The organism is Frankia sp. EI5c (genome assembly GCF_001636565.1).
GTDB lineage: Bacteria > Actinomycetota > Actinomycetes > Frankiales > Frankiaceae > Parafrankia.
Genome location: NZ_LRTK01000039.1, coordinates 71,100 through 91,795 on the forward strand (window position 1 = coordinate 71,100; position 20,696 = coordinate 91,795).

The 20,696-nt window shown below is 72.8% G+C and carries 11 protein-coding genes and 5 pseudogenes; 10 read left to right on the forward strand and 6 right to left on the reverse strand.

Annotated features, from left to right (window positions below):
* Positions 1 to 412 precede the first annotated feature (412 nt).
* Complete coding sequence (locus UG55_RS18480) at positions 413 to 2,830, forward strand: serine/threonine-protein kinase (protein ID WP_066070666.1); 2,418 nt, start codon at positions 413 to 415, stop codon at positions 2,828 to 2,830.
* Here UG55_RS18480 and UG55_RS18485 read toward each other — a convergent pair.
* The 4 genes from UG55_RS18485 to UG55_RS18500 form a co-directional block, all read right to left on the reverse strand.
* The gene (locus tag UG55_RS18485; protein WP_242424724.1) at positions 2,797 to 3,618 is read right to left on the reverse strand and encodes a PP2C family protein-serine/threonine phosphatase; all 822 of its coding nucleotides are present in this window, start codon (positions 3,616 to 3,618) and stop codon (positions 2,797 to 2,799) included. The two genes, UG55_RS18480 and UG55_RS18485, sit on opposite strands and share 34 nt — an antisense overlap.
* Before the next feature lie 439 nt (positions 3,619 to 4,057).
* Positions 4,058 to 5,431 (reverse strand): proton-conducting transporter membrane subunit, encoded by a 1,374-nt coding sequence (locus tag UG55_RS18490; protein ID WP_242424725.1) that lies wholly within the window; start codon positions 5,429 to 5,431, stop codon positions 4,058 to 4,060.
* A 2-nt stretch (positions 5,432 to 5,433) separates the two neighbouring features.
* Positions 5,434 to 7,611 carry a proton-conducting transporter membrane subunit gene (locus tag UG55_RS18495; RefSeq protein ID WP_066070741.1) on the reverse strand — a complete coding sequence of 726 codons (2,178 nt, stop codon included), beginning with the start codon at positions 7,609 to 7,611 and terminating at the stop codon, positions 5,434 to 5,436.
* Positions 7,608 to 10,811 carry a DUF2309 domain-containing protein gene (locus tag UG55_RS18500; RefSeq protein WP_313954622.1) on the reverse strand — a complete coding sequence of 1,068 codons (3,204 nt, stop codon included), beginning with the start codon at positions 10,809 to 10,811 and terminating at the stop codon, positions 7,608 to 7,610. Before UG55_RS18500 ends, UG55_RS18495 begins: the two co-directional genes overlap by 4 nt.
* Before the next feature lie 913 nt (positions 10,812 to 11,724).
* On the opposite strand from UG55_RS18500, the gene UG55_RS29190 reads away from it, so the two are divergent.
* Positions 11,725 to 12,675, forward strand: coding sequence for a triacylglycerol lipase (locus UG55_RS29190; RefSeq protein ID WP_066070675.1), 951 nt, complete (start codon positions 11,725 to 11,727; stop codon positions 12,673 to 12,675).
* Positions 12,676 to 12,747: 72 nt separating this feature from the next.
* Here UG55_RS29190 and UG55_RS18510 read toward each other — a convergent pair whose 3' ends face one another.
* Together UG55_RS18510 and UG55_RS46305 are read right to left on the reverse strand one after the other, a co-directional pair.
* A complete protein-coding gene (locus UG55_RS18510; protein WP_066070678.1) occupies positions 12,748 to 13,284 on the reverse strand; it encodes a glutathione peroxidase in 537 nt (178 codons plus the stop codon).
* 264 nt (positions 13,285 to 13,548) lie between these two features.
* Positions 13,549 to 14,247, reverse strand: a pseudogene (locus tag UG55_RS46305) (GNAT family N-acetyltransferase); the annotation flags it as partial.
* 1,125 nt (positions 14,248 to 15,372) lie between these two features.
* Between UG55_RS46305 and UG55_RS47620 the strand changes: the two are divergent.
* From UG55_RS47620 to UG55_RS18540, 8 genes and pseudogenes are all read left to right on the forward strand, one after another.
* A pseudogene (locus tag UG55_RS47620) lies at positions 15,373 to 15,892 on the forward strand (ATPase); the annotation flags it as partial.
* Between the two features lie 64 nt (positions 15,893 to 15,956).
* Positions 15,957 to 16,474, forward strand: a pseudogene (locus tag UG55_RS47625) (ATP-binding protein); the annotation flags it as partial.
* A gap of 1,505 nt (positions 16,475 to 17,979) precedes the next feature.
* Complete coding sequence (locus tag UG55_RS18525) at positions 17,980 to 18,399, forward strand: roadblock/LC7 domain-containing protein (RefSeq protein ID WP_066070687.1); 420 nt, start codon at positions 17,980 to 17,982, stop codon at positions 18,397 to 18,399.
* A complete protein-coding gene (locus tag UG55_RS18530; protein ID WP_066070690.1) occupies positions 18,396 to 18,758 on the forward strand; it encodes a DUF742 domain-containing protein in 363 nt (120 codons plus the stop codon). Before UG55_RS18525 ends, UG55_RS18530 begins: the two co-directional genes overlap by 4 nt.
* The coding region (locus UG55_RS38670; protein ID WP_242424726.1) for an ATP/GTP-binding protein at positions 18,739 to 19,023 on the forward strand (285 nt) is incomplete at its 3' end. The genes UG55_RS18530 and UG55_RS38670, both read left to right, overlap by 20 nt.
* Before the next feature lies 1 nt (position 19,024).
* A pseudogene (locus tag UG55_RS38675) lies at positions 19,025 to 19,187 on the forward strand (ATP/GTP-binding protein); the annotation flags it as partial.
* Between the two features lies 1 nt (position 19,188).
* Positions 19,189 to 19,347, forward strand: a pseudogene (locus tag UG55_RS38680) (ATP/GTP-binding protein); the annotation flags it as partial.
* Between the two features lie 5 nt (positions 19,348 to 19,352).
* On the forward strand, positions 19,353 to 20,687 hold the full coding sequence (locus UG55_RS18540) for a cytochrome P450 (RefSeq protein ID WP_396230952.1): 1,335 nt from the start codon (positions 19,353 to 19,355) through the stop codon (positions 20,685 to 20,687).
* Positions 20,688 to 20,696: the final 9 nt, after the last annotated feature.

Sequence of the window (20,696 nt, forward strand, 5' to 3'; positions counted from 1 at the left end):
CAGGTACCGGGCGGTCGTTCGATCCCCCGGCCCACCCATCCGGGCGATTCGCGGGAGCATTCCGGGCCGCTGTCCCGGCGATCGACCGGTCGCCGGGATGGGTGCTGGCTGTCCGCTGCCCGACACCGCCGTTCGACGCAGGTCGCGGCCCCGGGCGGACTTTGGGACCAGGCGGCGGGCGGCCGCCCGGTGACGGCGGCGCGGGCACCGGCGCGCCCGGAAGCGGAGCTACGCCACCCGCACGAACAGGCAGTCGGGCCGCTTCCCGCCCATAAGATGCGGATGACTGCCTTAAACCCATTTCTGATGGCAAGGTCATCGTTCGACGACAGGCCTGGTCGTTCTCGACGACAGGCCTGCGCGTTCTCGACGACGTGCCGTTTGATTTGGGCGCGGCCCCGGGAGNGGGACGATGAACAACACACCGCCAAGCGCGGTCGGGGTAGGTCCAGGCGAGCCGGCAGCGCCCGCCAGTCGGATCGAGCCCGTGCGCGATGCGGTGTTTACTCCGCTGACGCCGCATGATCCGCACAGTGTGAGCAGCTATCTGCTGCGGGCGCGGATAGGTGAGGGCGGCATGGGCGCCGTCTACCTGTCCTACACCCCCGGCGGACGTCCGATCGCGCTCAAAGTCGCCCGCCCGGAACTCGCGGCCGATCCCGACTTCCGCAGCCGGTTCGCGAAGGAGGTCGCGATCGCGCGCCGGGTGCAGGGGCCCTACACCGTCCCGGTCATCGACGCGGATGCCGAGGCCCTGCGCCCGTGGATCGCCACCGCCTACGTCGCCGCACCCTCGCTCGCGGTCGCCGTCGTGCGGCAGGGCGCACTGCCGTCGGCGACCGTGCTCATGTTGATCGCGGGGGTTGCCGAGGCGCTGCAGTCGATCCACCGCTCCGGTGTGATCCACCGCGATCTGAAACCCGGCAACGTCATCCTCGCCGACGACGGGCCCCGGGTCATTGATTTCGGTGTGGCCCGCGCCATCGAAACGTCAACCGCCGCGATGACCCAAACGGGTGTGCGCATAGGAACACCCGCATTCATGTCTCCGGAACAGGTTCGCGGAAAGCAGATCGACGCCGCGGGGGACGTGTTCGCACTCGGCTCGACCGCCTATTACGCGCTGACCGGGCGGCCGCCGTTCGGTTCCGACGCGGCGGTGTTCCACCGCATCGAGCACCAACAGCCCGACTGGGAACACTGCCCGGACAACGTGCGTGAAGTCCTCTCCCGGTGCCTGGCCAAGGACCCGGCGGAACGACCGACGTCCACTCAGGTCATCGAGCTGTGCCGGTCCGCGATCACCGACGACCTCTACCTCCAGACCGGCGGTGGGTGGCTGCCCCCGACGGTGGCCGCGGAGGTCACCCGCTACCGGATCTCCACCGTGCCGTCGCCGACGACCACCCTGCAGCCGGTTCCGCCGTCGACGTTCCAGTCCGCGCCGACCGGGGCACCGGACGCGATGGATGCCCTGGGCACGCCGTTCCCCAGCGAGCCGGCGCCGACCGACGCGATCCCGGGACCGCATCCGTCCTCGGCACCGGTCCCGCACGTCCCGCGCATCCCGTCCTCCTCACCGGTCCCGTTCGTGTCGGATGTCCGGCACTCGCCCCGGGCGCTCGCCGCGGCTGGCACGCCCCGGGCTCTCGGTGCCGCCCGCGTTCCCCGGGCGCTGTGCGCGCCCCGGGTGCCGCGTGCGCTGGAGGCCGCGCGGGCTGGAGGTGGTGTCGGGGCCGAGGAGACCGCGGAAGGCGCCGGGTTCCACGGAACCGCCCGCGCGCCCGGTTCATCCGGGAGCGGTGGAACCGGAAGTGGAACCGGAGGCGGCAGAAGCAGTGGGAGCCGCGGAACCGCGGGACCCGGCGGAACCGCCGGAATCCACGAGGTGACCGAACTCGATGGGGCCACCGGCGCCGCTGGGGCCCCGGGCAGCCCGGGCAGCCCGGAAGGCGGTGGACCCGCGAGCGCTGCCGCCCTCGGGCCGCCACCCGCCGCGTCACCGGGGCGCGCCCGCCCGACCGCTGACGGTTCCGACGGTCCCGGTCTCACCGGGCCCGTCGGCGCCGGCCCCAGCAGCTCCGAGGCCGACGCCAACTCCGCCGACGCCAACTCCGCCGACGCCAACTCCGCCGACGCCAACTCCGCCGACGGCGTCAACGGCGCCGCCGCCGGCGGCCTCGGTGGGGATGACGGCCTCGGCGGGGACGGCCCGCCGCGGCAGAGCAGGCGGCGGCGCCGGCGCCGGTTCATGACCGTCCTGCTGGCCGTGCTCGCCATCGCCGGCGCGGTGTGCTTCTGGCTGCTGTCGAAGCCGCTGGGCGGCGAGCCGGTGGCTCTGGTGGTCACGCCGTCGCGCGCCGGCGGAGCGGCGGCGGAAGCCGGCCCCGTGACGTCGCCGTCGGCGAGCCCGGCGACGTCCACCGGGCCGACGGGTGCCGCCGGTGCCAGGCCGGGTGCGGGAGTGACCACGAGCCCCACCGGCCTCGCCCGGGCCACCTCGCCGCCGGTACAGGGGCTGGGCTGCCCGGCCAGGCCGGTCACCCGGGCGAACAGCGACGGCGCCGGCGTTCTCACCGGGGTCGCCCAGCTCCGCGAAGGCCCGGCGGACAGCTGCGACAGCGTCGCGACCTTCGTCCGCGGCCGGAAGTTCTGGCTGTGGTGCAGCGTCGTGACGAAGTCGGACGACGTGTGGTGGTGGGCGCGGCTGGACGGAACCGAGACCTACGGCTGGATCCGCGAGAACGCGATGCGGATCGACTACGTCGATGACGACGGGGACGGCAAGGTCCACGTCTACAACTGCGACGGCAAGGCCCGCTCCTGGTAGCCCGGTGGCGCTGCCCGCTGCCGGGCGGCCAGCTCCACCGCGAGCAGGGCGACGTCGTCGGTGAGGCCGGAGCCCGTCCAGGTCCGCACCCGCCGCACCAGGTCGTCCAGGCAGGCGTCGAGCGAACGGCGCTGGCTGAGGACCTCCCCCACCACTGCCGGCAGGGGGAAGAACTCGCGGGTCGCCGCGTTCCGCGCCTCGGCGATCCCGTCCGTGTAGAGCAGCATCCGGTCGCCGGCTTCCAGGTCGAACGAGGTGACGGGGATGTCCCCGGCCAGTAGCCCGAGCGGCGCCCGCCGGCCGAGCGGGGCGAGCTCGATCACGGTCGTGCCCCGGACCAGGTAGGGGTCGGGGTGCCCGGCGTTCACCAGGTCCAGCCGCCCGTCCCGGATCTGCAGCACGACGGCGGTGACGAAGTCGTCCGTGCCGCTGACGTCGGCGACCTCCTCGTCCAGGTCGGTCAGCACGACGGCGAGATCGGCCCGGTGTTTGGCGACCAGCCGGAAGCAGCCCAGGACACGGCTCGCGATCCGCACCGCGTCCAGGCCCTTCCCCCGGACGTCGCCGACGATCAGGCGGGTGCCCCACGGGCTGTTGACGACCTCGTACAGATCGCCGCCCACCATCGCCTCGGCGCTGGCGCTCTCGTACCGGACACCCAGGCGCAGATCGCCCGCGACGGTCGGCGCCCGCGGCAGGACGGCCCGCTGCGCCGCCTCCGCCACCCTGGTCACGTTCTGCAGCTTTGTCTCGCGCCGGGTGTTGTAGCGGCTGACGAGCACGGCCATCNCCCCGCCGATCGTGATTCCGACCAGACGCACCGACTGCGCGGCCAGCCCACCCTCCTCGCTGGTGAACAGGTTGTCGTGGATGCCGATCACGACGCTGGTGGCGAGGGCCAGGACCACGTAGACGACCGTGACGACGGGGCCGGCGACCGTCGCCGCGAGCAGCGGCGCCAGCACGGTCAGCTCCAGGATGGTCCAGTGCTCGCTGACCATCTGCAACAGGATGACGACGGCCAGCAGGACCATCGGCGCCACCCGCGCCGCCCACCGGCTCGGATGCCGGCGGCTGACTCCCGACCGAGCAGCGGCCGGCGGCGCGTCGGCGCTCACCTCGGCCGGTCCACGCCATCCATCAGCGCTGCCCAGCCGGCCGGGCCTCGCTCTTCCGCTTCACATCACTGCTGTTCCCGGCCACTCCAGCCCGAACCAGCTCCCCTGCTCAGGGGCGGGCAAGCAGGAAGGCCGGGTGGAACTGGGCGAGCACCAGCGCCGCGAGCAGACCGGTGGCCGCGCGGAACTCACGGGTCGTCAGATCATGTTCACCGACGTGGTCACGGCGCCCGGTGTAGCCCGCGAAGTACCACTTCACGACGGTGGCGCCGGAACCGGCGACTGCCAGCGCGAGGGCGCCACCCAGCGGCAGGAACCAACTGCCCACCCCGTCGAGGAGCAGATCCTCCCAGACGAAGCCGACGGTCGCGGGATAGCCGACGGCCGTCAGCCCGAACAGCAGGAACGCGACCGCCAGCCGCGGGGTGCGGGCGAAGCAGCCGCCCTGGCCGGCGAGCTCCATCCGTCCACGGCGGGCTTCGGTCGCCGCGGCGATCATCGTCATGCCGGCGGTCGCGACCGCGCCGACCTGCCAGGCCAGCACCGCCCCCGCCGCCGCCAGCGCGGAGCCGGCGAGCAGGCCACAGCTCACGATCCCGCTCAGGGCCAGACCGACGCGGGCGAGCGCCGTGCGGACGTCGCGGGCGACGAGCCCCAGACCGGCTCCCAGCATCGCTGTCGCCGCGGCCGCGGCGACGAGCAGGTTCTCCCAACCGCGCCCGGGCAGCGTCCTGGTCATCTCCGGCAGCAGCAGCAGGCCCGCCGGGCCGGCGGCGAACGCGACGAGGATCCCGGGCGGAGCACCGCGGGCGAGCGGCTCATGCCACAGATGCAACGGCAGCAGACACTGGCGGACACCGACTCCGAGGGCGACCAGCAACCCGGCGGTCACCCCGGCGCCGCCGGGCAGGAGCAGGCCGAGGGCACACGCGCCGACGCCCAGCAGGTGATGCCGGCCGAAGACCCGCGCCAGCGACCGGTCGGCCTGATCGAGCAGCTCACGCCACACGACGAACGCCGCGAGCGCCCACGAGGCGAGCGCCGCGCCGGGGCCCCCGAACGAGGTCGCCGCCGTCCCGCAGGCCAGCACCAGCAGGATCCGGGCGAAGGTGCCCCGCGGGTCGGCCGCCATCGGGGTCGACGTCACCGGGGCCAGGCCCGGCACGCTCCCTGCCGGGCCTGCCGGGCCTGCCGGGCCTGCCGTCGGCGCGGGCGTCACCGGGGCCAGAGCGGTGGCCGCGACGCCGGCGAGGCAGGTGACGAAGGGCATCCACCGCCCGGCGCCGGGCGCGAACAGGGCGACACCCGCGTCGGCCCGTCCGGGTGCCAGCCGTTCGGCGACCATCGCGGTGGCGACGCCGACGGTCGCCGCGGCGGCGTACCGGGTCGCGGTGGACCGGCCGACGCGCGGGTCGGGGGCCCGCCGCACCGCCGCCCAGCCGGCGAGCAGAACCGCCCCGGCCAGGAGTGGGACCACCGCCATGGTCACCAGGGTCCGCCCGCGCGGGGGCGGACGGGACGAACGTCAGCGGGGAACCGGGGCTGGTCCTCCGGGCAGCACGCCGGGCGGCTACCGCCCGCGGACGACCCGCCGCGTGGCGTCAGCCCGCCCGGGGCCGCGCTCCCGGGCCCGGCCGGGCGACTGCCCCGCAGACCACCGCCTGTCGACGGCCGCGGCTCGCTTCCGGATGGCCGCACCGCACTGTTTCCCGCGGGCTTCGCGGTGGTGGCCGAGGGCCTCCGGTCAGTCACCGCGGGCTCCGGGTCGGGTTGCGAAGGCGTCCGATCGGCCGCCGAAGATCCCAGCGTGGGGAGATCGCCGCCGGCGGTGTCCTCCGCGGGACGCGGCACCGGGAGTCGGGGCGGGATGGAGGGCCGGGTCGCCTCCGGGACGGCCAGCGGCTCCCCCGGGCGGGAAACCGCCGCCGGACCGGCCTGGCCGGGAATCTGCCGCGACAGCGACATCCGGACGGGTTCGTCGGGGACGTACGTGTCCGCGCCGTAGGGCCCGGAACCGTCGAGCGCCCGGGGGTCGCCGGCTTTCGGCGCCGCCGGCCGGACCGGCGCCGATGCCTCGCTCGACGCCGATGCCTCGCTCGACGCCGATGCCTCGCTCGACGCCGATGCCTCGCTCGACATCGATGCCTCGCTCGACATCGGTGTCCCACTCGGCACCGAGGTCGGCAGCGTGTCCATGGTTGCCCACGGCCACCAGTCCCCGTGGACGGGCTCCGGGGGCCCACCGGCCCGCTGGCCCGCCGTCGTGGCGGTCGTCGCGCTTGTGGCCGGCGCCTCGCCGGACGCCGCGGTGCCGGCGGTCCCGGTGGCTGGGTCGGTTCTCCCGCCGACAAGGTCCGTGGCCTGCCGCTGCCAGCGGTCGATCGCCAGCAGCGCGCGCGCCGCCGCTCCTCCTACCTGGCGAAGCACCACGTCTGCGTCTCCCCTCTCGAACGCGTACCGGTAGAGCCGGGGCTTCCACCGCGCGGGTGTGATCCGTCCCGGCCGGGAAGCGGATGTGGGGGCACCACTCTGTGCCTGCTCCAGGCGCTGGCTGTCGCGCAGTGCGCTGGGTGAGCGAAGAATCTGGGCACAGCGCAGCGTCGCGTGGACGATGATGTGCGCCAGGGCGAGGGTGTGCAGTCCCAGCCCGATCTCGGTGACGATCAGTCCCACCTGGGTCATCGACCCATAGGCCAGTGCGCTCTTGACGTCGCTGCGGGCCCGGCTGACCACGGTGGCGTGCAGCGCCGTCAGCGCCCCGACGCCCACCAGCGCGAGCCGGGCGACCGGCGCCCGGTCGAACAGCGGCTCCGCCCGCAGCAGCAGGTACGGACCCAGATGGATCGACACCGCCCCGTAGAAGACCGCACTGGACGGCGTCGGCCCCTCCATCGCCCGCGGAAGCCACCCGCCTACCGGCACCAGCGCGGACTTTCCCAGCGCGGCCGTCAGCAGCAGCAGGCCCAGGACCGTCGCGTGAGCGAGGACGTCCGGCGCGCCCAGGATCTCCTCCCAGCCGTGGGCGTGCGGGTGCTGGCCGGTCGAAGTTCCGGCCAGGTGCCCGAGCCAGACCACGGCCACGAGCAGCCCGACGTCGCAGACCCGGTAAGTCAGGAAGGCCCGCAGGCCGTGACGGACCGGTGCCCGCCGTTCGGCGAAGAAGGCGATGAGCAGGGTTGAGGTGAGTCCGACCAGCTCCCAGCCGAAGTACAGCGCCGGCGGGTCACCGGCCAGGACCGTCAGTTCCACACCGCCGCCGAACAGCAGCAGGAGCAGGTGGAACCGGACGAATCCCGGTTCCCGGTGCAGGTAGCGGGCGGACACCGCGCCGGTCAGGCCGATGAGGACGGCCGCGACCAGCGCGACCGGGGCGGAAAGGCCGTCCGCGCACAGATGCCAGGTGAACGTGTGCTCGCCCGCGCCGAACCAGGGACCCCCCTCGGCCTCGACCAGCGCGCGGTCGCTGAGTGCCAGCCCACCGGCAAGCACCAGGCAGGCGAGGGTCACGACCGTGAACGAGGTGGCCACGACAGCTGTGGTCAGCCGTTCGGACCGGGCCCGACCGAACCACATCAGCGGTGCCAGGACTGCGACGGCCCCGGCCGGCGCGACGACGGCGAGCGCCAGCGCGGCGGGCAGGATGCCTCCGGCCGCGCCCGTCACGGCCCGTCCTGCCCGAGAGGGCGCGGCCCCGGCCGCTGCCCCGGCAGCCTGATCCAGGCGGTCGGCGCGCGACTTCCGCCGGCAGCGGGCTCGCACGCGGCGAGCACGTGCACCGGCGCTAGATGATCACGTTGCCCGGCGTAGTAGTGCTCGGAACGGGCGACCACGGGCAGGCGCCGGCGCTCCGGTTCGTGCGGCACGAACCGGCCGGCCTGGTAGAGCCAGGTCCGCGGCGAGTCGGGATCCCAGGCGGCGAGCTGGATCCAGCCGCCGTCGACCAGCTCGCGCAGCGTCGGGTGATCCCGCACCAGCCCCGCCAGCCGGTCGGGTTCGCATTCCACGACCACCAGCAGCCGCATCGGCTCGTGGATCTCCACCGACTGCCACGGCATGCCGGTACGCAGGTCGGAGGCGTACCCGTCCATCACCCCCACCAGGCCACTGATGTTGTGCGGCAGCTTCGAGCCGGCGCCGAAGCCGATGGGGTCGACCCGGCTGAAGTAGTACTCCAGGCTGATGCCCGCGCCGACCGGGACGGCGGACAGCAGCAGCCCGGTGAGCACCGAGCCGTCGGCATCGGTGGTGGGGTCGTAGGAGACGAGGAAGGACCGGCGGTCGAGGTACAGCCCGCGGGTCCGTGCGCGTCGGCCGATCACGCAGGCGGCGTTCGTGCTGTGCCCGTACTCGGGGCGTGACTGCGCGATGTCGCTGGAGCGCCCGCGCACATGGGCGTGCGCCGTGTCCGCCGCGACGTCGGCGTCCACCGTTTCGAACCGCCGGCAGCGCTCATGCGCGTCGAGCTGGACGGCGACCCGCAGCGCCTCGATCGCGCGGGTCAGCTCCGGGCGCAGATGCGCGGGCGCGAGGTCGGTGTCATAGCAGGTCAGGGAACCCTCGCAGGTGTCGTGGTGGCCGCCGACGAACCACGTGTCGGCGCCGATCGGACGTCCGCGCCGCGCCAGTTCGGCCCGCACCCGCGGATGGTTCGCCATGGCCGCGAAGGCCCGGGCGTTCGGTCCGCTGCGCCCACCACCGGTCGCGGTGCAGTCGTAGGCCGCCGCGTGCGGGTTGTTGACACTGGACGAACCGTGCCCGATCACGAAGACGGGCCCCGCCGGCTCGGTCATCCCGATCGTCGTCAGCAGCCCGTCGACGATCTCCACCATCTCCTCGACGGTGAATCCGGGTCGCAGCGGCGCGGCACCCACCCCGGGAACCAGCCCGGACCCACCCACTCCGGCCACTCCGGCCGCCTCGATCGCCTCGATCGCCTCGATCGCCTCGATCGCCTCGATCGCCAGCCTCGTCCGCGGGAAGGCGGCGGAGCGACGGCTGCGACCGAACTGCAGCGCTCCCTGGGCGGTGGCCCGTGGCGCGACCGCGCCGACCGCCATCGGAACCAGCCTTGCCAGGCCGGCCACCGCGTTGTGGCCCGCCGGGCGCCCCCAGCGGCCGCGGGTGACCGAGAGGACGTGGTGGCGGTGGGCGTCACGCCGCCGCGTCCGCTGGTAGTCGAGCAGCTCGTCGGGGTCAACGGCGTGCTCGACGACCAGGTTGCGCGGGGTCACGGACACCGGGCACAGGGCACGCGGGCGGATGTCGTCGAGCCCCTGATAGGCCATGGCGACACCGAAATATCCCGCGGTCCCGTAGGTGCGGATCCTCGAGTCGGTCTCCTCCAGGTGCCGCCGCAGCGACTCCTCCCGTTCGTCCATGCAGAACACCGCCTGGAAGCCGCCTCGCTGCGGCTGCGGCCAGTCGGGCACGGGGTCGATCGCTCGGTCGACACCTCCTCCGGGGTGCGGCTGGCCCGCCGCCGGGAGCGCTCCGCCGGGGAATCGGCTGTCGTGCGCGGCGAGCGCGTCGAGCAGCTCAGTGCGGTAGCGCCGCTCGTAGGCGAGATGCAGCAGCCAGCGCCGCCGCCGGGCGTCGAGACCACCGACGGCCCCAAGCCAGGCTCCCGCCCACCGTGGCTGGCCGAGGACCTCCGTCTCGACATCCATGATCTGCGCGAGGACGAACGCCTCGTAGACGAGCTCCACATCGACCGCGGGCACAGCGGGCCGCGCGGGATCGTCGCGGCCGAGCGGGCCGAGATCCTCCGGCCCGGCGGTGGGACCGGCGACCTGGCCGAGAATGTTGCGGACGGCAACCGCCTCCAGGGTGAGCTGGACCGCCAGGTAGTCCATCAGCCGGGCCGGCGACGGCTGGGACGGTGCCCGGTCGGGATGGCACTCGAACTGGCGGATCATTCCGGCCCAGCCACGCAGCGAGACCAGCGTCGCGCGGATCGCGTCCGCCCAGGCGGGCACCGGAATCCGCAGTGCCCACAACGCCCAGGCCACGGTGCGTTCCGCCGACCAGTTCCGGCGGAGCTGCCGGCGCAGCTGGGCGCCGAGCCCGGACCACTGCGGGCCGCGGGGTGCGCCCAGCGTTCCGAACAGGTGCCGGAAGGCCGTGAGCAGCCCTTCCTCGCGGTGTGGCAGGTCCCAGGCGGCCATGCCCTGGTCGAGGAAGGCCGCGCACAGCCTGATCAGCAGTGGATGGACAGCCTCGTCGACGTCCACCCCGTAGCGGTCGAGGAGCTGGTCACGGCGGCGCAGCGGGACGGCCGGGTCCGCCGCGGGCGGCGCGCAGCGCAGCAGGTCGTCCCACATTTCACCCAGCAGAGCGGCCCGGAGCGCGGCCTGCTGGGCGCGGCGGCCCCGCCGGGAACAGGCCCGCTGGGCCGGGAAACGCCGGCGGGCCTGCCTGATCAGCTCCTCCCGCCGGGCCGGGGAGACCAGCGGATGGAAGTCGTGCAGTTCCCCGCCGTCCGTGAGCCGCCACGGCACGCCGGTCGCGCTGGGGACGTCCACCCAAAGGCCGAGCCGGGCGAGCTGGAAGTCGTTCCAGCTCGGACCGCCCGGGATGATCTCCACCTCGCCGCGGGCGGGCGGGGCTCCCGGCCGCCCGCCGTGCTCCGCCACCACCGCCGCGAGATCCCCGGCGAGGATCCGGCCGGACGACCGGTGGCCGGCGAAGGCCTCCTCGGTCTGGAACGCCTCCGTCCCCAGCATCGAGTTGGCGTGCTCGACGGCGTGGGCGAACGGCAGCCTTTCGAGCGCGTGCAGCGGGTTGTGGTGGGAGAAGTATCCCAGCGGGGCCTGCGGCGGCAGGAGCTCGGCGCTTTCCTCGACGATGTGGGCGAGCAGCTCGATCTGATCCTCGACGTNGGCCATGTCCCCTCCTGTCTCCCGCTGGCCGCGGCTCGACGCGCTCATTTCCNTCGGTTCCGGCAGGTACCGCGACTGCAACCGGAAATGTGTGTCCTCCAGCACCGTGGTTACCGGGCCGCCCGGCGGTTCGCGGGACGACGAAGGTCCCCTGGCGGGTTTTCCACCGATACGGGGGTTGCGAGCCGGCCAGGCGGGGGGAATTCATCGGCGAACGCGGCCGCGCATCCCGTGGAAATGCGCGGCCGGCTCCGCCCCACCCGAGGGCCGACCAGGCTGACCGGTGAACCACCGACGCCAGACTGCCTGGCAGGTATCAGTATGAAGGACTCTGGGCCCGGTAACGGGGTGCCGATCATCGCGGTGGCGAGAATCACCGGACCCGCTTTCCGGGTGTCCGGCCCGATGGGCGCGCGAAGCCCGTTCACAGGCCGCCCGCCGCCGGCCGGAGACCGCCGACAAATGCTTCCCGACAACCACGGGGGAAGTTTCCGGGAATCCCTGGTCGGCGCGGCCTCGACCCCGGCGAGCCGAATCTCCGGGCCCCGGCGTGACCGGCGGCCGGGCCCCACAGCGACGCTGGCGGCCGTTCCTCGTTCCGGAGCCACGGGCCCGCCACAGCCACACGCAGGCACCCGAACCCGCCCGCGCCCGCGCCCGGGGCGGTGCGGCGGCCGACGGGTCGGATCCCGGCCCACGGCACGGGTCAGTCCAAGCCGGGTGGGCGCCGCCGCTCCACCGTGACCGGCCGCCGCCTGGTTCGATCCGGAAACCCGAATGTCCGACACCCGAATCAGGGGCACCCATATATTTGGCACCTTCGGGGTATTTTCGGGCCCGCAAATCAATTGCTACCTTCTGGCCGCAAGTCCTTTTACCCGACCTCGGGAGGACCCGCGTGCACAGAAAAATACTGGCCACGGTCGCGGCGGCGCTGAGCGCCGTGGCACTGGCACTGACCGCGCCGGGGCCGGCCCACGCCGCCCCGTTACCCGTGGTCTGGAACTTCCCGATCGGATTCTTACCGAATATCGCCAGCTTCCGGAACCCGCCGCCCGGCGCGCTCGAGGTGGACTGGCGGGCGGACGCACCCGCGCCGGCCTGCAGTTCGGCGATCCATCCCCAGCCGGTCCTGCTCCTGCACGGAACGTGGGAGAACCAGAGCAACAACTGGCAGGCGCTCGCGCCGTTCCTCCGGAACAACGGTTACTGCGTCTACACCACGAACTACGGCGGCGACGCCGACGCCGTTCTCCAGGGAACGTACACCGTCCCTGAATCAGCCCGGGAGATCTCGGTCGTCGTGGACCGGATCCTCGCCGCGACCGGCCAGCCGAAACTCGCGATCATCGGCCACTCGCAGGGCGGCGGCATCACACCGCGCTATTATCTGAAGTTCTTCGGCGGAAACGCCAGGGTGGACAGACTCATCGGGCTGGCGCCGTCGAACCACGGGACCACGATCTCCGGGCTGGCGACTCTGGGCGAGGCCGTCGGCATCCTCGACCCGGTCAAGCTGATCGCACCCGGGGCGATGGACCAGGCGGTCGGCTCCGCCGTCAACAGGCAGCTCGACGCCGGTGGCGACACCGTTCCCGGTGTCGCCTACACCGTCATCATCAACCACGGCGACCAGGTGATCACCCCGTACACCAACGCGTTCCTGACAGCCGGGCCGGGCGCGACGGTGGACAACATCGAACTCTCCAGGCGGTGCCCGCTCAACCTGGCCGAACACCTCTCCGTGCCCTACGACAGCTATGTGGGTGAGCTCGTACTCAACGCGCTGTCCCCGCGGACGGCGAAGGAGCCGGTCTGCCGGCTGACCCTCCCACTGATCGGCGGCTGACCCACGCGGGCGCTCGCACCGCCGGTCCCGTCCGACGGACCTGACCGGACGGGACCAGCGGCGGCGGGGGAACTAGGCGAGCGCGGTCTCCAGCTCGCCGCGGAGCTCCTCGGGCGTCACCGTCGGCTCGAAGCGCCGGACGACCTTCCCGTCCCCGTCCACGAGGAACTTCGTGAAGTTCCACTTGACCTCGTCGGTACCGATGGCCTCGGGCCGGGAGCGCTTGATGTGCTCGAAGAGGAAGCCGGAGTCCGGCCCGAAGTCACCGGGGGCCTCGGAACGCAGGTAGGTGTAAAGCGGGTCGGCGCCGGGACCGTTCACCTCGATCTTGCCGAGTACGGGGAAGGTCACGTCGAAGTTCGTCGAGCAGAACTCCTGGATCTCGTCGTTCGTGCCCGGCTCCTGGCCACCGAACTGGTTGCAGGGAAAACCGAGGATCTCCAGGCCGCGCCCCTTCAGATCCCGGTAGAGCGCCTCCAGCCCCTCGTACTGCGGGGTCAGACCGCACTTGCTCGCGACGTTGACGATCAGGAGCGTCTTGCCGGCGTAGTCGCGCAGCGGGCGGGGGGTGCCGTCCGGCGCCTCGACGGTGAAGTCATGGACAGTCATCTGCGACCTGGCTCTCGGTGTGGCGAACCCGGCGACGGCGGGTCCGGGGTGGGACGCCGCTGCGACGCACGGCCCGCACCGGGCACGACCTGCCCGGATGTGAACCGGGCCGGACGCGGCTGGGCCGCGACACGGACGGCGCGGACACCTCGGACGCTACCCGGGCACGCGCGATTCTGTCACCGCATCGGTGACAGAATCCGCGGGTCGCGGTCAGCTCGACGGGGTGCGCATCTGCACGAACGACATCTCCCGCCGGATGCNGAACCCGAGCGTCTCGTAGAGCCGGATCGCGTCCATGTTGGAGACCGCGACGTGCAGGAACGGACGGTCACCGCGCGCGAGCACCCCCACCGCCGCCGCCCTGATCAACCGGGTGGCGAGGCCCTCTCCGCGGTGGGCCGGATCGGTGCACACGGCGCTGATCTCGGTCCGCCCGGGGAACCGCATGCGCTCCCCGGCCATCGCGATGAGTCGACCACCACGCCGGATGCCCAGGTAGGCGCCGAGTTCGATGGTGCGCCGTTCGAACGGGCCCGGTCTGGTCCGCGCGACCAGGTCGAGCATCTCCGGGACGTCCTGCCGGCCGAGGCGGACGGCCTCCGCGTCCGGCCGCCCCACCAGGTCGTCGCCGAGCATCTGGACGGCGGGCACGGCCATCACCACGTCCCAGCCGGGCGGCGGCATCGACTTCAGACCGGCGAAACCGAGCAGCGCGCCCGGCCCCACGAGGTCCGCCAGATCATCCCAGGCCGCCGGATCGGTGTCGTCGCTCACCGCCGCGAACGGTGACATCTCGGGCAGATAACGCGCCGCGCCTCGGTGAGCGATGGCGAGATGAGCGTGCACGCCCGTCAGCGACGCCCAGACCGGGTTGTCGAGGGCCGCCTCAGGGGTGGTCACGGCCACCGACCCCGCGGGAGGACCCGGCAACGCGCTCGGGCTCGCGCCCGTCGGACCCATCCAACCTCCCGCCCGCGACGGGCGCGGATGACGCACGCCCAGGGTCAGACTATGCGCCGGGTCGAAAGGCCGTGAAAGGCCCACCCCGCCCGCCGGGTCGACCACACCGCGGGCGGGCGCACACCGCGGGCGGGCGCGTGGACGGCGCGGCACCCACGTGAACACCCGCGCAGCACGCCGGAGCCAACCGGGGGTCGACCGCAGGTGGCGCTCCGACCGGCGACACGCGCGACCACTGGTTCGCTCCAGACTTGACAATCACCGCGGAAGCAACCTCACCGCCGCGTCGAACGGGCCGAGCCGGGTGCGCCCGGCACCCCCGTTCGCGGGTGGCGGCCGCCCGGCCCGGGCCGCCCGCCGGCCGCGCGGCGACCGGGAGGTCGTCTGGAACAGGGAGATTCACCGCCCCCGCGGCGCGGTCCGCGCACGCACTCCGCCAACTGAGAACGAATTCAGCATATAAGCAGCCGGGCCCGGCGGGCCGCAAAAGGGTGGCCGACTTTGGCTCGAAATAGCCCGGGCGTGCCATAACGCCGCCAAGGAATGCCAGGCTGTCCAATCCGCGGACCGTCGCACCCGTTCCGTCCGGGCCACCGCGCGGGATTCCAGCAAAACAGAGTCAATCCGTAAGCACAACAGAAACACAATGGAAACACTCTGATGCCACTTTCGGCTATGCCCGCCCTCCGGTCCACAGCTCCTGCCGCACGACAGGTTTGAGCCGTCCATAACATGTGCGACGCGCATATGACCTGCACTGATGGTCCGGTTTGAGGGGGATCGACCCAGCCGCGGCAGGCGCACCGGGGCGACGGCGAGGGGGCGGAGATCGACGCGGTCAGCACAGCCGGAGAGGGGCTCGAAACCGGTGCTCCCAGGCATCGGAGAAAACCTGGAGCCGGTCAGGACGAAACTTTTTTCCGCAGCCGGTGGAGATGCCCGAAAAAAGCCGGCGGGAGCACCGCGGAAGCACGGTGCCGATATCACGGGAGGACGCATGAAAGCGGCCTCCGGGCGGGCAGCCGGATCGGGGGCAGTTCCCGGGGAAACACATTCCTGGCAGAAGTTCCCGGCCGCGGCGGACCGGCCCTGAGCCACCGATCACCGACGACGAGGACCTGATCGATGTCAGAACACGCAATCGCTCGTCATCAGGTACAGCGACCGCCGACCGCACGCGATCTGGTCGTGCCACCGGTCACCGCTGTCCTGGTCATGATGCTCACCGGCATCGCCACCGCCGCCGGATCACCCGCCGGAGCCCGCGGGCCGGTCCTGTTCTGCGCATCGGTCGCCGCCGTGCTCGTCGGACTCGCGACCATCGTGGCCGTACGCAACAGGCAGATCACCCGCGAGCTGCGCGGCCGGGTCGTCGCCCTGGAGTCGAAGGCCAAAACGGCGAACGCCCAGACAGAGCGCCTCGCCCGCGAGGTTCTTCCCCTCGTCGTCAGCCGCCTGCGTGACGGCGCCACCGCCCAGGCGGCCCTCGGCGAGGCACCCCGCGGCACGGACAGCACCCACCTGCACATCCTGCGCACGGTGGCCGAGGAGGTCAGCCGGGGCGAGCGGATGCGCTCCGCGGCAATGGCGGCCTGCGCCAGCGCCGCCGGGCGGATGCAGGCGCTGAGCACCGGCATGCTCGCCGNCCTTCGCGCGATGGAGGAGCGGCACGGTGAGGAGGTCCTCGGTGATCTCCTGCGGCTCGACCNCCTCACCGCGCAGGCCGGCCGCCTCGCGGACAGCATCGCGGTCCTCACCGGCGGGCGTTCGGGACGACGGTGGACGAAGCCGATCGTCATGGAGAGCATCCTGCGCGGCGCGATGGGACGGATCAGCGCCTACCAGCGCGTCCGACTGCACTCCACCAGCACCGTGGCGGTGGTCGGCTACGCGGCCGAGGGTGTGATGCACGCGCTCGCCGAGCTGATGGACAACGCCACCAGCTTCTCCCCTCCCTCCGAAGAGGTGCACGTCTACGTCGAGGAGGTGCAGGCCGGCGTAGTCATCACGATCGAGGACGGCGGCCTGGTGATGGGGCAGGCGGCACTCTCACGGGCGGAACGCGCCGTGTCCGCGGAGTCACTGGACCTGACAACCCTGTCGGGGACGCGGCTCGGCCTCGCGGTCGTCGGCGTTCTCGCCCGCAAGCATGGCCTGACCGTGTCCTTCCGTCCCTCCTCGCGGGGCGGTACCGGCGTCATCGTGATGATCCCCCGCCAGCTCATCACCGCGCCGCGCTCCGTCGAGCCGCCGCCCTCGGTCGCCGATGCCGCGGACGCCGCGACCACCGGCCTGCGCACCGGGCTCCACAGCGCCATCGCTACCAGGGCCCCCCGGGCGCTGCCGCCCGCGGCCAGCGGCGAACGGCCAGGCAGCGACCGGCACACTGACCCGCGACGCGGCGGGAACAGTGGCGGGCTCGACATAGGCCTGGCCCGGCCGCGGCCGGCCGCGGCCGGCGACACCGGCGTCACCAGCCTGCCGCCGCGACGGGAACTGCCGGCGACCGCCACCGCGACCGCCACCGAAACACTGCCCACCCGTGAACCCTGGTCCTTCCCGACCCGGCCCGCGGCCAGAAGCCTGCACCCGGATCCCCCGGCGCCGACGGGCGCGCCGTTCGAGACGAACCCGTTCGGCACGGTGGGCAGGCTCAGCCCTCCGGAAACCCTCAGCCCTCCGGAAACCCTCAGCCCTCCGGAAACCCTCAGTGCACCGGACAGTGCTCCCGCCACCACGCAGATCACTCTCCCCAAGCGCGCCCGCGGGCAGTCCCTGGCCGCCAGCACGCGTGGGCCGGCATCCACGGCCTCCCGCCCCCGCTCGCATCGGGCCCGCCGCAACTCCATCGCGAACTTCGCGGCGTTCCGCCGGGCGATGCGCGCCGCCGGCACGTCCAGGACCGCACCGCCCCGAACCGCGCCCGCAGCGGCGGCGGCTCCACCGACCGGCACGCCATTCGACAGCTGGGCCTCCTCCGCGCCCGCACCCGCCATGGCGGCCACGCCGACGGACGGCCTCGACACGCTCCTCGTACCGCCGGTCCCGCCCACCGCCGGTATCGCGGAGACCGGGCCCGCCGCACCCCGCGACGGCATCACCCATACCGACCCCACAGCACTCGCCGACCCCACAGCACTCGCCGACCTCACAGAGCTCACCGAGGGCCCAGCACTCACCGAAGACCCAGCGCCCGCTGACGGCCTGGTTCCCACCGACCAGACCGTGCCCACCGACCAGACCGTGCCCACCGACCAGACCGTGCCCACCGACGACACCGTGCCCACCGACGACACCGTGCCCGCCGACGACACCGTGCCCGCCGACGACACCGTGCCCGCCGTAGACACCGTGCCCGCCGTAGACACCGTGCCCGCCGAAGACCCGGCCCAGGCTGACCGGACAGCACAGGTCGAGGGCGCCGGCCAGCCCGGCGATGACGCCGACGACGTGCCCGACGACCCGGAGATCACGGCGAGGATCACCGCCGTCACGGAGACGGCGGCCGACTCCGGGCCGACCGACGCCCCGACGACCGCGCTCCGTCCCAAGCGCGCGGACGTCCCGGCGACCCGCGCCGACCGGTTCACCGGTTGACCACGACAGCCCGGTCCGCCACCAGCAGGGCATTAGCGACCGGGGCGAACCACCACGACCAGACCAGCACTGGACGACCAGATTGGAGGCAGGGGCATCCCGGGCGGGCCCACCGCGCGGAGCCCCACAATCCCGATGAATACCACTGAGAGCGATCTTGACTGGCTGCTGGAGAACCTCCTGGCGCGCACTCCGGGAACGCACCATGCCCTGGTGCTGTCCCGAGACGGGCTCAAGCTGTGCCGGTCGTCGGGTCTGAGCATCGACCAGGCCGACCAGCTCTCCGCGATCGCCTCGGGCATCCAGAGCCTCGCGCACGGAGCGTCCATCGAGTTCGGGGACGGCACCGGGGGGGTGCGGCAGTCCATGACCGAGTTCCACGGCGGTCTGCTGTTCATCGTCGACGCGGGCCAGGGCGCGCACCTCGCGGTGATCGCGACTGACGACGCGGACGCCGGCATCATCGGCCACAACATGAGTGAGCTGGTCGAGCAGATCGGCGACTACCTGAGCGCGGCGCCCCGCGACCCCGTCCAGCCCGTTCGACAGCCGTGATCCGACGGCTTGTCGACAGCGAGGACCCGGACCGGCTCTACACCGTCACCGGCGGGCGCAGCCGGGCCGGCGACGCCGCCTCGTTCGACATCGTCACGCTCGTCACGAGCAGGGCGGATGCCACCCCCGGCATGCAGTCCGAGTATGTCCGGATCCTGCGTGTGTGCCGGGCGCCGACCGCGGTGGTGGAGCTCTCGGCGGACCTCAAACTCCCCGTGAGCATCGTGAAGATCCTTCTCGCCGATCTGTTGGAGAGAGGCCTGATCTCCGCGAGCCATCCCTCCACTCCGACCGACCCTCTGCAACTTCCCGATCCCGCGTTCCTGAAGCAGGTGCTCGTTGGACTCCAGAAGCTCTGAGCTGGCCGCCCGGCCGCCGCTGAAGACCACGGCCAAGGACGGCGTCAAGATCGTGATCGTCGGCGGATTCGGCGTGGGCAAAACCACGATGGTCCGTTCCGTCAGCGAGATCCGCCCGCTGAGCACCGAGGAGGTCATGACCGAAGCCGGCGTCGGCATCGACAACACCGACGAGGTCGAGGAGAAGAACACCACCACTGTCGCGTTCGACTTCGGCCGGATCAGCCTCGACGCCCACATGGTCCTCTATCTGTTCGGCGCCCCGNGGCAGGAGCGGTTCTGGTTCCTGTGGGAGCGCCTGTTCGCCGGCACGATCGGCGCGGTGGTACTCGTCGACACCCGCCGGGTCGCCGACTCCTGGTATGCGATCGACCGGCTGGAACACCACCGGATGCCGTTCATCGTCGCGAGGAACAACTTCGGCGACCCNGAGCACTCGCTCGAGGACCTGCGCGAGGCGCTGTCCCTCTCCCCCGACGTGCCGGTCATCGACTGCGACGCGCGACACCGCTCGTCCAGCAAGGATGTGCTGATCACCCTGGTGCGTCACCTCTATGACCAGGCCTCCGCCCGTCAGGAGGCCTCGTGACCACGATGCTCGGGCCGGGTTCCGGCCGCGCCCGGCCCGAGCGGGTGGCCCGCCCCGGCCCGCACCCGATCGGGTCACCGGCCCGGGGCCACCGAGAGCAACGCCGGCGGCCCGGCCCGGTGGTTCCGGTGATGTTCGACGGCAACCGGCCCGCCTGGCTGGTCCTCGGATACCAGGAGCTGCACCACGTCCTGAACAACCCGGAGATCTTCACGAGTGACCCGCGGCACCGGTCCCGCCAGGTGAGCGTCTCACCCGACTGGGCGCCGCTGCCGGGTGTCGGGCGCCGCCAGTCGCTGCTGCGCACCGACGGCGACGAGCATCAGCGCCGCTACCAGGCCATCGATGACGTGCTGGGCGAGGTGGACGTCTTCCTCCTCCGGGCCCGGGCCGAGACCGTCACGGACAGCGTCATCGACAAGTTCGCCGGCCTCGGGGCGGCCGACCTGATCGGCGCCTTCGCCCACCAGGTGCCCGCACTCGTGCTGGCCTCGCTGTGCGGGCCGGACGACGACCCCGAGGTTGACCAGATCGCCGATGACCTCGTTGATCTGGTCGACCTCGTCGAGCCGGGCGCGGACGCCGCCGACGGCCACCACGGGCTCGTGGAACAGCTGCGGGTGCTGCTCGACGACCGGCTGGACGAGCCCGGCGATGACATCATCTCCCACCTGGTCGAACATCCCGCCGAGATCACCGACGACGAGATCGTCGAGGACCTGGCGGTGGTGCTCGGTTTCGGAATGCGCACGGTGGCCGGCTGGATCGGCAACTCGCTGCGCCTGCTGCTCACCGACGGGTCGTTCGCGCTGGAGCTGTCCGGGGGACGGCGCAGTGTCATGCAGGCGATCACCCGGGTCCTGTGGGAGGACACCCCGATGCAGGTGGTCGCCGGCCGGTGGGCCACCCGGGACGTCCAGCTCGGCGGGCAGCGCATCCGAGCCGGGGACATGGTCGCGCTCGGTGTCGCGGCCGCGAACTCCGATCCCCGGGTCGGCGCCGGCCGTTCTCCGGGCCCGGCGGGTTCCTGCCCCGCGGCCGCCGCGGCCGGCGGCGCCAACACCCACACCGCCGCCGGAGCGGCGGCCACCGGCAGCGGCGGCAGCACCGCGGCGGCCGCCGGCGCGAACAGCGCCCACCTGTCCTTCGGTCACGGCACGCACCGCTGCCCGTTCCCCGCCCAGGAGATCGCCGAGGTCATCACCCGGACCGCGGTCGAAGTGCTCCTGGACCGGCTCCCCAACGTGCAGCTCGCCGTGCCGGCCGACGCACTGGTCTGGCGACGCACCGCGTGGAACCGGGCACTGACCGCGCTGCCGGTCCGGTTCAGTCCCGTCTGACGACAGGAC